Origin of the sequence: Virgibacillus sp. JSM 102003, assembly GCF_041949995.1 — a bacterium.
Lineage (GTDB): Bacteria > Bacillota > Bacilli > Bacillales > Amphibacillaceae > Lentibacillus.
Window position 1 is genome coordinate 21,096 of record NZ_JBHFQH010000014.1, and the last position, 14,400, is coordinate 35,495.

Below are 14,400 nucleotides of genomic sequence, written 5' to 3' on the forward strand. Positions count from 1 at the left end.
AAATTCATATTTTCATTGAAAATGTTGTCTGAATGCCACCTTTTCACTCCACCCATCGATTGTATAAGTAAGAAGAATAGCCGTTGTTAGAAAACTTGGCATTCGTTAAAGGGATTCTTATGAAAGCGCAATTTGCTTTCTTAGAACCCCTTATATTCTGGAGTGCAAGCCTTAATAATAGATAAACCTTAGTTGCACTTATGCAATAAGAAGTATTTGATTTTATCGGACACAGGAAACGCTATTTCTATATAAAAGTAACCTTCTCGAAGTTATCCGGACACAGATGCCCTTATTTCACTTAAATCATGGTTATTTGACAGTATTTATATGAAATAAGGTCTCTGGTGTCCGCAAGCACCAGCATTTTCGTGGATTTCTGCTAAATAAGGTCCCTGGTGTCCGCAAAACCTCAAATCTGCTATATGCAAAATAATTTTCATGATAGATGCTAGTTGCGCATTCAGCAGCCATGGTGATTCTTATCTGTTAACAAAAGCGCAAGCACCTGTTCAGCGCCGTTTGGACAGAGACTGATTCGAGAGTATAATTAGCTGTTACTGTGACAAACAGAACATTCTAGTACCGGCCGTTATATACAGGAAAGTGACTGGTGTTGGCAGGTAACAAGCAGAAGCCGACTCCCCTATGCTGCTATTAACCGCCATGCAGCCACATGAAAACTATAACAATTTACTTTTCACAATTTTATTTGATGCATTTATCGGAAGCTGATCAATAAAATGAATCTCTTTAGGCAGCTTGTATTTAGCAAGTTTCTGACTGGCGTGTTCCAGTATAACTTCTGCTGATACAGTTTTATCTGCTAAAACAACAAAAGCAATGGGAACCTGTCCCCATTTATCGTCACTCAATCCAACAACAGCTGCTTCCCGGACTGCATCTACCTCAGACAGAACGCTCTCGATTTCTGTAGGGTAGATATTCTCACCACCAGATATTATAAGATCCTTTCGCCGATCCACAACATATAAAAAACCATCATCATCAAGATAACCAAGGTCACCAGTAGCCAGCCAGCCATCAGTTAGAGCCTTTTCTGTTGCTGCTTCATTTCTAAAATAACCGTTGGTAACCATTGGGCCTTTTACATGTATCTCACCTATTGATTTATCTGTTGCATCAATTTTCAACTGGGCTGGGAATAATGGCTTTCCCGATGATCCAATCTTTTCAAGAGCATCCTTTGGACTTAATGTCACAATCTGTGATGACGTTTCTGTCATTCCGTATGATTGAAACACAGGTACATTACGAAGTTTTGCCTGTTCCAAAAGTGATTTTGGCGCTGGCCCACCTCCAAGCAACACACAACGGAAGGTATCTGGAAAGAGTTGGTCACCAAGGTACTCAACAAGTTCCCTTAGCATAAGGGTAACAACAGAAACAATTGTCACACCTTTTGACATAATCGCGTCATGTACACTTTTCTTATCGTATTTTTCAACTAAGTAAACAGGCATTCCATAAATAACGCTTTTAATAAAAATTGACAAGCCACCAACATGGAAAATAGGTAATACATTAAGCCACTTATCATTATTATTCAAACCCAGATTCAACATTGATCCTATCGCGCTCCACCAGTGATTACCATAAGTATGAATTACACCTTTTGGGAATCCCGTGGTACCTGATGTATAAATAATAGTGAACATGTCATCTAAATTAATTTCTGTTCGCAATCCGACTGACTTTTCCTGAAGCGAGTTAACTTTGGAAAATGTATATACAGGTACACTGAAATTTGTACTATTATTTTCAGCCAGTACATGTGAGACTTCTGCATCGCTGATCTGATATTCTAATTCCTCTTCAGTTAAACGAGTATTAAGCATGACCGCAACAGCCCCAAGATAACTTAATGCATGTATTGCAATTACCATATCAACATTATTGTTAGATAAAATAGCAACATGTGATCCTTGTTTAATATCTATCTGCGCTAATTTTAGAGCAAAATGCTGGCTTTTTTCCTTTAATTCCAAAAAAGTTAAGGCGGTTCCATTTTCCAGTTCAATTGCAGTTTGATCTGGAGAATTAGTTGCTTGTTTTGTCAGCCAATGTGGAATTATTTCAGGCATAATGCTGACCTCCTCATTCAGTAAATGAAAAACCTTTGCCTATCATAAGCAAAGGTCTCTCTTTAAAAATATTTTAAATCACGGGAAGCGTGGGAATTGCTTAAAGTCTGGTTTTCTTTTCTCTTTAAATGCATCGCGTCCTTCTTTTGCTTCCTCAGTTGTATAGTAAAGAAGTGTTGCGTCTCCACCCATTTGCTGTAAACCAGCTAATCCATCTGTATCGGCATTAAATGATGCCTTTAGGAAACGAAGAGCTGTAGGTGATTTTTCAAGCATTTCTTCACACCATTGAAGCGTTTCATCCTCTAGCTTGTCCAGTGGGACTACAGTATTTACCATGCCCATTTGAAATGCTTCCTCGGCACTATATTGACGGCATAAATACCAGATTTCGCGTGCACGCTTATGACCAACCATACGTGCTAAATAACCTGCTCCATATCCAGCGTCAAAGCTGCCTACTTTTGGACCAGTTTGACCGAACACTGCATTATCTGCAGCGATAGTCAGGTCACAAACAACATGCAGTACATGACCACCACCAATAGCATAACCAGATACCATTGCCACAACTGGTTTTGGAATCGTACGGATTAACCTTTGTAAATCAAGTACATTCAAACGAGGAACCTGGTCATCACCAACATAACCGCCATGCCCTCTCACTGATTGATCCCCACCAGAACAAAATGCTTTGTCGCCAGCACCAGCCAAAATAACAACACCAATTGATGAGTCATCACGCGCGTCAACAAAAGCATCAATCATTTCATTTACCGTTAGTGGTGTAAATGCATTGTGTTTTTCAGGACGATTCATCGTTACCTTTGCAACACCATCATATTTTTCATACGTAATTTCCTTATACTCTCGAACTTCTTCCCATTGTACAGTCATTGTTTTCCTCCTTTTAAAATAACTATGTAGTTTACTACTACTGTATTGAATTATAAAACTCATTTACTATTTTACCAAAAATTCCTGGTTGTTCCACGTGAATTGCATGACCAGCATTTTCAACAATCACCAATTTACTTGATGAAATGCGTTCTGACATCGATTTATTAATATCAATAAATTTCTGGTCATATTCACCAGCAAGTAACAGTACAGGAATGGTAATTCCTTGTAATTGATCCCACCAGGATGGCTGCTTGCCTGTCCCCATATAGCGAAGTGAATAAGCCAGGCCTTCCGCAGATTGTTCTAGCCTTTCATCACGGATTTGATTTTGAACATCGATTGGCAAACTTTTCTGTGTCTTAAAAAGAGGGATATTTTCCCAGAACTCTACGAATGACTTAATTCCACTCTGTTCAATACGGCCGGCAAGTTTTTCATCATGATTAACACGGATTTCACGTTCATTATCTGAATTTAAGCCTGGTGAAGCACTTTCCAGCGTTAATGAGTTAATTCGTGCCGGGTAAAGCATTGCGATAGATAATGCCGTCCTTCCACCCATAGAATATCCTGCAAGATGAACTTTTTCCAGTTTTAAATGATCAAATAAATGTACTATGTCAGAGCAACATTCTTCCATGGTTCTCGGTGTATCTAAAGTTGTTTTTCCGTGTCCTGGCAGGTCTATCGTAATAATCTGATAGTAATCCTGCCAGTCCTTTATAAAAGTAGTCCAAGTAGCAGAAGTACCTGTGAAACCGTGTAATAAAACGACTGTATCTTCGCCTTCACCATCTATTTCATACCAATATGAAGCATCATATACTTTAAAATACACAGAATCATCCTTTAATTCAACAGTTCGTTCTCGATTGCCTGCCATTTGCTTCGATGCCACTCCATATTTCTGGATCTGTCAGTCTTCACTTCAATCACCGACAATCCCTTGCTCTCGTAGCTTGACTGCAATGCATCTCTTAACTCTGAATCGCTGTTAACTTCAACATAATTTCCGTCATACATTTCAACGATATGCTGAAAATTAACGTCCATCGGGGTGCCAAACAATGCCTCAAAATGATCTTGATAATTTACTTGTGGCAGAAAAGAAAAGATGCCACCACCATTGTTATTAATTAATAGTATCGTTATGTTTAACTTATATTGCTTTGCAGCCAATAATCCATTTGAATCATGGAAAAACGATAAGTCACCAAGTAACAATGTAACTGGCTCACCTGTTGAGGCTGCACCTAATCCGCTTGAAACCATTCCGTCAATCCCATTAGCTCCACGATTGGCAAGTATATTTAATCTTTTTGGTGTCGTCATGAAAAAAGTATCCACATCCCGAATGGACATACTGTTACCAACATACAAGCTACTCTCATCGGGTATAGCTTCCATTAGAATCCTGGTAGCATCCCCTTCTGTAAGCATGTCTGAATCATCTTGTTCCAACAGATATTTTTTGGCAACCTGATTCATTGACTGCCACTTTTCCAGCCATTTTCCATCAAACGTCATATTCGCAGCAGCCAAATCATTGCAAAATAATGCCGGTTCAGCATAAATAAATTCGGTTCGATTGCCCGCTGGTTCACGGTAACTTGCTTCGCTTTCTACGATATACTGAGGAATATCAGAATGTTCTTTTACGTAAAAGAGGTAGGCTTTGGACACGGGCATAGCCCCAAACCGAATAATAAAGTCAGGTTTCAGTTGTTTACGAATTGAGTCATTTCGTAATAGTGCATCGTACCCCTCAATCACCTGATCTTTATGATGCTGACCAGATCTCACCTGTGATAGCGGATCAGCCAGAATAGGAACTTGCCATGATGAGGCAAGCTGTACAACTGCCTCAGCAAACTCCTTATCGAGTTGTGGACCACAAACAATTAACCCTTTTTGATGGGACTGTAATTTCTGGATTAGTCGATTCAACTGATCCAGATGTAACCTCCGCTCTCCATTAAATACAGGGTAATATGCTTGTTCATCCTGCAATCCCCACAAATCAGATACAGTAAAATCTGGAATTAATGGTTCGCGCAACGGAAAATTCAAATGGACCGGACCCGCATTACCATCTGAGGCAGTATTTACTGCACGTGATGCTTTACTTCTAGCATATTGCAGCATTTTAGAATCAGCTTCAGGTAATGCCATTTCGTGAAACCACTTAGCATAATACCCATACAATCCAATCTGTTCAATCGATTGTGGAGCTCCAACATCCCGCAATTCATGTGGACGGTCAGCCGTTAAAACAACTAAAGGAACGCGCCCATAATGTGCTTCCACAATGGCAGGATAATAGTTTGCAGCAGCAGTACCTGATGTACAGACTATTGCTACTGCACGATTTTTCTTTTTGGCTAATCCTAATGCAAAAAAAGCAGCCGAGCGTTCATCAATAATTACCCACTGGTTTATATCAGGATGTTGTGTCATTGTCATTGCCAATGGCGTCGACCTGGAACCAGGTGAGATCACCACGTCAGTCAACCCGCTTTGAACGAGTTCATCCACAAAGTTTGCCATATATCGTGTTAATACTTCTGTATAATCCATCATTAGCCTCCTAAAACGGACAGCATTGGCAGAAACTTAATATTAGTTTCTTCATATTCAGCTGGTGGATCTGAATCCTTCACAACACCACACCCTGCAAATAGAGAAGCCTCATCACCTTGTATCAGACCCGATCTGATTGCAACAGCAAATTCACCATTCTGGTTAGAATCCAGCCAGCCAATTGGTGCGCCATACCAGCCACGATCCAGCTGTTCCTGTTCACGAATAAACTTAAGTGATTCTTCGCGCGGAACACCTCCTAAGGCTGGTGTTGGGTGCAGTTGTTTTATAATATCAAAAATACTGTATCCCTTATTTAAAGTAGCAGTGACCGGTGTATATAAATGCTGTAAATTTTTAAGCGGATAAATCACTGGTTCCTTTGGAATTTGAATAGACGTGCAATAAAGTTCCATTGCATTTTTAATCATATTGACAACAAAATCATGTTCACTGCGATTTTTATCATCGTGTAAAAGCTTATAGCTGATCTTTCTATCTTCTTCTTTTGTTGTTCCTCTTGGTGCAGTTCCAGCTAAACAAGTTGAAAGTAATTGTTGATTTTGCAGCTTGACCAACCTTTCTGGTGAAGCTCCAACAAAACAATCTCCATCACGTTCAAATGCAAAGACAAAACTGTTTGATTGTGAAGATATAAATTGATCTAAAATAGCAGTAACCGATGCATCGTCCGTCAACTTAATTCTTACTTCACGAGCAAGCACTATTTTCTCAGCTTCATCTTGTTTAATTTTCTCAGTCGCACGTTCAACAGTATCCATCCATTGTTGTGGTGCAATTTCAGTCTTTGAATGTATTTTAGCTTGGTTTGGAAGCGAAGTTGAATTATACATTAACGATTCTTCAGCTTGTTTAATTCCATTTGCCAGCTGCCTTGCATGATCACCCTGATTCACTTGCACATTTGTTGTCATATAATACTTTCCTTCATTTACAGTCAAAATAAACTTTGGTATCTTAAACGAACTATGACCGAACTTCTTCCACAAATCAGACTTTCGAATGCTTGGATCAAAAGACATACCGCCCAAGGTAACTATGCCTGTTCCAGGAACCTTGTACGGATTATGAATAATTGCACCCTGCAATAATTTCTTCCATTGTTTTTCCGTATTTTGAAACCGGTACTCTTTAGCATCCATTTGAAACGCACTTCCAACCCCTACTAAATAAAATTGTTCTGAAGTGCTTGTCCAAAAGGTGCGATCCATCCCTAATTTTTTAGCAGATTCAAAAAAACGAAGTGGATCTGTCTCATTGATTTCTTTTGTCATACTTATTATTTGTGTCTTATTAGTTGATTTAGCCTTATCGATTGCTTCTTTGATTAGCGATTCAATCAGCTCTTCTTTAATTTCTATCATCAATCTTAACCTCCGTAACTTCAAACAATCACAAAGTACCATATCTATTTTATTCTCTTTTTGCCTGTTTCTCAAGGATTGACTTTTATTATGGCTGTTTAATGAAATATTTCCAATTGACACCCCTTGCTGTATTACCTAAACTAAATATGATAATGTGATATTTAGTTGTACTTACCAGTAAAAGTATTTATACTATCTTACTGCGAACAAACAGGGGAGAGAGCATCCGTGGAATCATCAAATAAATCTACTATCAAACAGGAACTTAACGAAAAAAGCGGATTCCAGATATGGTGGAGACTATTGCGTCCGCATACTTTAACTGCTTCTTTTGTTCCGGTTTTTGTCGGAACAATGCTGGCACTTAATGATCATGGTATAAATATCTTCTTATTTTTGGCAATGCTGCTGGCCTCTATGTTAATTCAATCCGCTACAAATATGTTTAATGAATACTATGACTTTGCTCGTGGACTGGATAATGAAGAATCTGTTGGTATTGGTGGCACGATCGTTCGTGATGGTATTTCGCCCAAAACCGTATTACGGTTGGCACTCACTTTCTTCGGCATCGCCATTTTGCTGGGTGTTTATATTTGTATTGAATCAAGCTGGTGGATAGCTGTCATTGGATTAGTATGTATGCTCTTTGGCTACTTATATACAGGTGGTCCATTACCAATTGCATATACGCCATTAGGTGAAATCTTTTCAGGATTCCTAATGGGTACCGTAATCATCGGAATCAGTTATTTTATCCAAACGCAGACACTTACAAGCACAGTAATTTGGATTTCAATCCCAATCGCAATTTTTATTGGAGCCATTATGATGTCCAATAACATTCGTGATTTGGATGGAGACAAAGAAAACGGCCGGAAAACGATCGCAATTTTACTTGGAAGAAAGAATGCTGTTCGATGCTTAGCACTATTATTTGCTGTGGCTTTTGTCTTGACAATAGTTTACATTATTGTCGGAATGCTTCCAATATGGTCTGTGATTGCGTTATTAGGAATTTTTAAAGCAATAGATGTTATCAAAAAGTTCCAAGGTAAATCACAGCCAATTGAAATGCTTCCAGCAATGGTTGCAACTGGAAAAACGAACACCATTTATGGGTTTCTTCTCGGTATATCTTTATTGATTAGTAATTTTATTTAAAAAAGGAGCTTTTAAATGAATCTATCAAACACTCTAATGGAATCACTTGGTATTGAAGTTTCATCTCTTGATAAAAATCTGGTGACAATGACAATGCCGGTTGACCATCGTACACATCAGCCAGCAGGTTACCTGCATGGTGGTGCAAACGTAGCACTGGCCGAAACTGCCGCAAGTATTGGTGCATATATGAATGTAAACCCCGAAGAATTTAATGTGTTTGGAATTGAAATTAATGCAAACCATGTTAAGAGCAAGCGTGAAGGAATTGTTACAGCAAAAGGAACTCCAGTTCACATTGGAAAAACAACGATGGTCTGGGAAATTAACATTGTCGATGAAAATGATGATCTAATATGTATTTCAAGGTGTACAATTGGGGTAGTCCCTAAGAAAAACAATTAGATGCATAAAGTGGCTGCCCGCGTAATGGGGCAGCCACTTCTATTTTTGTTTATAATCCATAATGCTAAGCTAAGTTTGCTTGTTTTTGCTCAATCCATCTTTTCATTTTTATAAATAAAGGTACAAATAACAATCCTACTATAATGCCTTTAATAATATTAAACGGTAGCACACCAAGCGATACCGCTACCCATTTCGCGCTCTGACTCATATCCTCCCACCCCATAAACCATGCATATGCAGGCAGAATGACAAGGTAATTTAGTATGCTCATTCCAATTGCCATAATGATTGTCCCTGTTATTAAACCGGAAATAATACTTTTAACACCTTTATACCTGTGATAGAGAATCGCGACAGGAACTATAAACATTACTCCTGCCAGGAAGTTTGCAATAATACCAATCGGATCACCGGCACCCGAAACGATTAAATAGAGCATGTTCTTTATTGCTTCTACTGCTACTCCAGCCATTGGTGAAAAAATTAAAGCAGCTATTAGTGCAGGTACCTCACTGAAATCAATTTTCAGATATGGTGGTAAAAACGGTAATGGAAAATTCAAGAAAAAAAGTACGAGTGAAATTGTTCCCAATAATGCTAGAATAATAAGTTTTAGTAATTTTGATGATTGCTTATTAGTTGTTGTTTGCATCATCAACTCTCCTCCCTCATCTTTAATCGATTCACATCTATTTCGTGATGAAGGGAAAGCCTATCCTGTTTTACATTTTTATAATGCACATAAAAAACCCTAAAACCTAATCGGGGCTTCAGGGTATATATTCACAGGAAAACAGAGGCGCAAAACGCACCAATTTTCGGCTCGACATCTTCTCCCATCCAGACTGTAACTGTCGGTCCCGGACTCACACCAGGTCCACCGCTTGGCAAATACCGCACGGGTCACGGACTTAGAACATTTACTAATTGCTCCTTACCGTCGGTCGGGAATTGCACCCTGCCCCGAAGATGGAATCGATATATAATTTTCATTTATTATACTATTATTCTATTCATTTGAAAAGCAATCTGTTTACGAAAATGCTAATAACATTAAATTGTTAACATAAATTTCACCCCTGTTCTTGAAGAACCCATTTTTAACAGGGTGAGGATCCAGTTAACTGATTTGAAGGATCCTCATTCCGTTATTTCCTTTAAATCCCTTGTTTTAAGCATGGAGGTGAATCCTCATTCCGCTATTTGTCATTTTTGCCTCAAATATTGCTGATTTTCTGCTATTAGCGGAACGAGGATCCGTTTCACCCTTCCGAGAGCACCTTTTCTGCTATTTAGCGGAATGAGGATCCGCTTCGACAGTTTGTTATAGAGCCAACCATTAAAAATAAACGTTCTAAATATCCTATCTTGTTCTTATTCGTTTCAAAAAACGCACTCTTAACAGAAAAAATTGCCCCAGAGATCGCAAGCAAAAACCTACGATCCAAGAGGCAACCTTTTCCTTTATAGGCTATTTATCATTCGGCGTTGATAAATAATTTTCCTTCTGCTGTTTCGCGTGTTTCATTACCGAAGTCATCAACAACTTTCACTTCGATAACGGCACCCTCTGCAACAACATTACTAGTGGCTGTATAATAGCCTACATAATGTCCATCAGACATCTCCATCATTGGCAGCTCCGTTGCATTAGATATTTGTGCAACCGCGTTTGTAAGTGGCATATGGATAAAGAATGTAGCTCTTTGACCAGGCTCACTATCAAACTCGATTCGCACACTCTCGCCTGCTTCCAGATTTTTATCCTCGGTAGGCGTCAAATTTTCAACCGTTGGAGCAACAAAGTCTACATCAATCGTGATAGTCTCTGTCTGAACGTTTCCTGCAAGATCCTCGGAGATAACTTCAATTTCATTTTCACCGTTATCAAGCAAAATTCGTTTTGAATACGTACCATCGTCGTTAACAGTTGCTTCTCGACCATTTACTTCAACAAAGTCAAGGTTGGCATCCGTTACTGTACCTTCAACAGTAACTGTTTCACGATTCGTTTTATCCCCATCTTCTGGGCTATCAATGGTTAATTCTGGCCTTATTGTATCCAGGGTTACTGTAACAGTCTCAGATTCACCAGCTACACCACCATTCATCATAGATAGTGCTTTAAACTCATTTTCGCCTTCTGAGAGTTCAGTAGGAATGGCAAACTGACCATCTTCACCAACTTCAGCAGTCCCTATTTCTTCTCCATTATTCAACAATTGAACCGTAGTTGTAGGAGATGCAGTCCCCTCAATTGTCATGTCTGGTTCACTTGTAATTGAATCTTCGCCAGGTGAAGTAATAACTGGATCATTTACTTCATAACTTACTCGTGAACGAATCATATAGTTACCTTCAGAGGCAGGAGATGGTGACCAAGCACCAGCTACATACTGATAGCTTCGTTCTGCGTTCGTTCCGTTTTCATCTGTTGCCAATCCAGGTGCGTTTGGATTCGGATCTTTTTGGATATAAACCATATAGAAATCGTCTTCAACAATAATATTGTGCTCACGTAAATCAACTACAGTCCATTCATCCAAATCTCTTATCGCTTCAGCATCAACCGGACCTGCAATCTTTTCACCAGGAGTTCCATCCGGACCAGATGAATCCCATACTTCAACTGCAAATTCCGTACCACCTGGGGTCGGCCAATCGGTACCATGGAATTGGAAAACACCATCTGTTACTACTGCTGAATCTTTCTCTTCAGGTAAAGACATTTTTACTGCCCATCCATTACCGGCATCATAAAATGCACGAGCATTCTCAGCAGTACCATCATCGTAACCAATTTCTCCACCAGGGTACGTATAGAATGGTTCAAGAGCGATATCTTGTTGAATATCTTCATCAAGGTTTACTTCCACTTCCTGACTATAATAGTCCCTTGCCATTACTTTTAGCGTGTAGGTTCCTTCATATCCCGTGATAGAGTAATTACCATTTTCATCAGTTTCGACAGGTGTAACGTTAGCATCCTCTACCAATAAAATAGTTGCGCCTTCAATTGGGGCACCTGTTGCTTCATCCGTAATTGTCCCACTTACTGTCGCTTGAGGAATTTCTTCAAGCGTGAAATCAGCTTGTGCCGTTCCATCCGCTTCAAGTGTCACAGATTGTTCTTGAGACTCAAACCCATATGATTCAGCTTTTAATGTAAATGTTCCTGCTGCATGGCTTAAGGAATATTCACCAGTTGCTGGATCAGTCATTACCGAACGCCCACTTTCCAATACACTTACTTGCGCACTCATCGGTAATAAGTTAGGATTAATTATATCCTCTTCGGCAGGAGGATTATCTTTCTTAGGTAATTCCGGCTTAATTTCAGCTGGATTTACCTTTTCTTTTAATCCGGCTTTTTCATCTGCTTGGATTACTCCTAGGCCGTTTTTACCCGGATCTCCGTTATTGTTACCTTTTTTCCCTAAAGATGCTTTACTGCTTTGTGACGTATCAGATAATGCTACATCATCAATATACCAGCCATCTCTTGTTACACTTCCATCTGTTGTAACATTAAATCCAAGATAAACTCGCTGACCACTATATTCGGATAAATCAACTTCAGCACTTTCCCAGCCATCTGTTTCGCCTTTCACTTCCATCAATTGTGTCCATTCTTCCTGATCAGTAGAGACAAAGACATGACCGAAATCGTAAGCTGTTCCTGAGTCATACATCTCTAGATTATGCCATTGATTAAATTGCAAGTATGCATTTCCTTCTGGCAAATCAACCGGTGGCATAACCAGTGTCGCATTCATATCATTTTCATACTCACCAGCTAGGTTTGTTGCATATACATTTTCTCCAGATGCTGCGTTTCCAGGACCAGAAGTTGGCGCTCCCCATTCCCAGCTGTTCATTTCACCAAAAGATGTCCAGCCTATAGGATTAGCTTCAAAGTCTTCTGAGTAGCCTATAGAAATTCCTGGTTTCACTTCAACATTATATTCTTCACTGACAACTTCATTTTCGCCAAAATCATTTATTGTCCATTGATATGTCAGTGAATCCTCAGCAATATGCTCACCTGGAATGGTTGCTACAAATTCGCCTTCTTTAAAATCACCGGAAACACGTCCAGCTTCAACAGTTTGCCATTCTCCATTTGTATCCAGGTAATCTAATTCAACCGATGCAACACTAATGTTATCTGTAACTTGTACATTCAAATCAAGGTCCATGCCAGCGTAAGTTTCTGCTGGTGCATTGTGATCAAATGTAGGTGCTTCATTATCCTCACCTGGTTTGGTCACTTGACCTTCTATTGTACCAATTCCATTCTGTAATGCTGATACTGCATCATACGCATTTACCAAGCCATGGCCAAATCCATTATTCGGGGATTCCGGATAGGTTTCATCAGTTAATGGGATTGCAGTATCCATTAGTATTTGTTCCATTTCATCAACTGTAATACTGCTATCTACCTGACGTAGTAGCGCAGCGACAGCTGATACTGCAGGACCTGACATAGATGTTCCATTCCAGCCGCCTTCGTATCCTCCACCTGGTACAGATGAACGTATATTTACCCCAGGAGCCGAAATATCTGGTTTAATTTCATCATATGGTGAAGGTCCTTCTAATGAAAAACTAGCTAAATTATCGTCGATATCTGTTGCACCTGTTGCGAATGATTCAGGATAGTTTGCTGGTGTAGCAATAGACCCTGGGCCACCCGGGTTAAATAGGCTTGTGTTACCAGCCGAAAATTCAGGAAAGATTTCTGCTGCACGCCAGTTAATAACAACATCGCGGTACCATTCATCAAGTCCTGGTCCACCGCCCCATGAGTTGTTAACGACATCTGGCGCCATATCAACACGAGCATTTCCTTCTGAATCAGTTGGTGCTAAAATCCACTCTGCAGCCGCTAATAAGTCAGCATCAGTTCCTCCAGCAGCTGTGAATGCTTTTACAGAAATAAACTGTGCACCAGGAGCAACCCCAACTTGGTTAGATCCATCGGGTTCACCACCAACCATTGTTCCGATTGTGTGTGTACCATGTCCTTGGTCATCGTATGGTTCTGATTGTCCTGCTGTGGCATCGAACCAGTTATAGTCATGATCAACTTCGCCAGTAGCTGCATCATAGCCACGGTATTTTTCCTTAAGAGCAGGATGATCCCACTGAACACCTGTATCAATACTTGCTACAACTGTTCCAGAGCCATCAATCCCCATGTCCCAAACCTGTGGAGCTCCAACACGCTCAACATTCCACTCTATATTAGCAGTTTCAGACTGTGGAGCATTTTTTGCTTCTTTTGTAACCGGTGTTAATAATTCACGGGTTTCATTCGGTAATATTTTCTCGACGTTAGCAAAACTGGCTACTTTCTCAGCAACTTTTTTCGTTGCGGTAACAGCCATGCCGTTAACGATATAATACGATCTGATATCTTCAGCATTCCCTTTATCAGCTTCCTGCTGAAGATACTGCTTTACATTTGTCTGTGATTCAAGAGAGGTAGATTTTAATTCAGATACTACAGCAGAACGTTGAACAAATTCAGCTTTTTTTGCTGTCATATTTGCAGATTCTGCACTTTTTCTTGCTTCTTTAGCAATTTTTTTTGTATCTGCTTTTTCTTTGAACTTAATTAAAAACGTCACTTTTTCATCATTCTTAAATTGATCCAACAATCGATTATTGACCTTTTCTTTTGCAGCAGCCTGCGTATCTTTTGCCGAATGATGTATATTACCATTCGTTTCAGCATAAGACATTCCAGGCACTACCAACGAAAATATCATTAACAGTGAAGCCGCAATTCTAAAAGCTCTTGTCTGACGCTTTTTGCTTAGCAATTTCATTCCTCCTCCTGATTT

9 protein-coding genes and 1 riboswitch are annotated in these 14,400 nt (G+C 39.6%); of the genes, 2 read left to right on the forward strand and 7 right to left on the reverse strand.

Going from position 1 to position 14,400, the window contains the following annotated elements; translation table 11 throughout:
• Positions 1-683: 683 nt before the first annotated feature.
• The 5 genes from ACE1TG_RS14905 to ACE1TG_RS14925 form a co-directional block, all read right to left on the reverse strand.
• Positions 684-2,105, reverse strand: a complete 1,422-nt coding sequence (locus ACE1TG_RS14905; RefSeq protein WP_375053203.1) for an o-succinylbenzoate--CoA ligase — start codon at positions 2,103-2,105, stop codon at positions 684-686.
• A gap of 78 nt (positions 2,106-2,183) precedes the next feature.
• Entirely contained in the window at positions 2,184-3,002 is an 819-nt protein-coding gene (menB, locus tag ACE1TG_RS14910; protein ID WP_092492164.1) for a 1,4-dihydroxy-2-naphthoyl-CoA synthase, read from the reverse strand.
• Between the two features lie 37 nt (positions 3,003-3,039).
• Complete coding sequence (menH, locus tag ACE1TG_RS14915) at positions 3,040-3,906, reverse strand: 2-succinyl-6-hydroxy-2,4-cyclohexadiene-1-carboxylate synthase (RefSeq protein ID WP_375053204.1); 867 nt, start codon at positions 3,904-3,906, stop codon at positions 3,040-3,042.
• A complete protein-coding gene (menD, locus tag ACE1TG_RS14920) occupies positions 3,858-5,585 on the reverse strand; it encodes a 2-succinyl-5-enolpyruvyl-6-hydroxy-3-cyclohexene-1-carboxylic-acid synthase (RefSeq protein WP_375053205.1) in 1,728 nt (575 codons plus the stop codon). Before menD ends, menH begins: the two co-directional genes overlap by 49 nt.
• A gap of 2 nt (positions 5,586-5,587) precedes the next feature.
• A complete protein-coding gene (locus tag ACE1TG_RS14925) occupies positions 5,588-6,973 on the reverse strand; it encodes an isochorismate synthase (RefSeq protein ID WP_375053206.1) in 1,386 nt (461 codons plus the stop codon).
• Positions 6,974-7,204: 231 nt separating this feature from the next.
• Here ACE1TG_RS14925 and ACE1TG_RS14930 point away from each other — a divergent pair, with 231 nt between their 5' ends.
• Together ACE1TG_RS14930 and ACE1TG_RS14935 are read left to right on the forward strand one after the other, a co-directional pair.
• Complete coding sequence (locus ACE1TG_RS14930) at positions 7,205-8,140, forward strand: 1,4-dihydroxy-2-naphthoate polyprenyltransferase (protein ID WP_375053207.1); 936 nt, start codon at positions 7,205-7,207, stop codon at positions 8,138-8,140.
• Positions 8,141-8,155: 15 nt separating this feature from the next.
• Complete coding sequence (locus ACE1TG_RS14935; protein ID WP_375053208.1) at positions 8,156-8,545, forward strand: hotdog fold thioesterase; 390 nt, start codon at positions 8,156-8,158, stop codon at positions 8,543-8,545.
• A 64-nt stretch (positions 8,546-8,609) separates the two neighbouring features.
• On the opposite strand, the gene ACE1TG_RS14940 is transcribed toward ACE1TG_RS14935, so the two are convergent.
• Complete coding sequence (locus ACE1TG_RS14940) at positions 8,610-9,203, reverse strand: ECF transporter S component (protein WP_375053209.1); 594 nt, start codon at positions 9,201-9,203, stop codon at positions 8,610-8,612.
• Between the two features lie 169 nt (positions 9,204-9,372).
• Positions 9,373-9,523: riboswitch (FMN riboswitch) on the reverse strand.
• Between the two features lie 503 nt (positions 9,524-10,026).
• On the reverse strand, positions 10,027-14,385 hold the full coding sequence (locus tag ACE1TG_RS14945) for a S8 family serine peptidase (protein WP_375053210.1): 4,359 nt from the start codon (positions 14,383-14,385) through the stop codon (positions 10,027-10,029).
• Between the last annotated feature and the right edge of the window lie 15 nt (positions 14,386-14,400).

Bases quoted from the DNA above. Each gene is read 5' to 3' on its own strand.
- ACE1TG_RS14905 (WP_375053203.1), bottom strand. From the start codon at position 2,105: ATGCCTGAAATAATTCCACATTGGCTGACAAAACAAGCAACTAATTCT.
- menB (WP_092492164.1), bottom strand. From the start codon at position 3,002: ATGACTGTACAATGGGAAGAAGTTCGAGAGTATAAGGAAATTACGTAT.
- menD (WP_375053205.1), bottom strand. From the start codon at position 5,585: ATGGATTATACAGAAGTATTAACACGATATATGGCAAACTTTGTGGAT.
- ACE1TG_RS14925 (WP_375053206.1), bottom strand. From the start codon at position 6,973: ATGATAGAAATTAAAGAAGAGCTGATTGAATCGCTAATCAAAGAAGCA.
- ACE1TG_RS14935 (WP_375053208.1), top strand. From the start codon at position 8,156: ATGAATCTATCAAACACTCTAATGGAATCACTTGGTATTGAAGTTTCA.
- ACE1TG_RS14940 (WP_375053209.1), bottom strand. From the start codon at position 9,203: ATGATGCAAACAACAACTAATAAGCAATCATCAAAATTACTAAAACTT.
- ACE1TG_RS14945 (WP_375053210.1), bottom strand. From the start codon at position 14,385: ATGAAATTGCTAAGCAAAAAGCGTCAGACAAGAGCTTTTAGAATTGCG.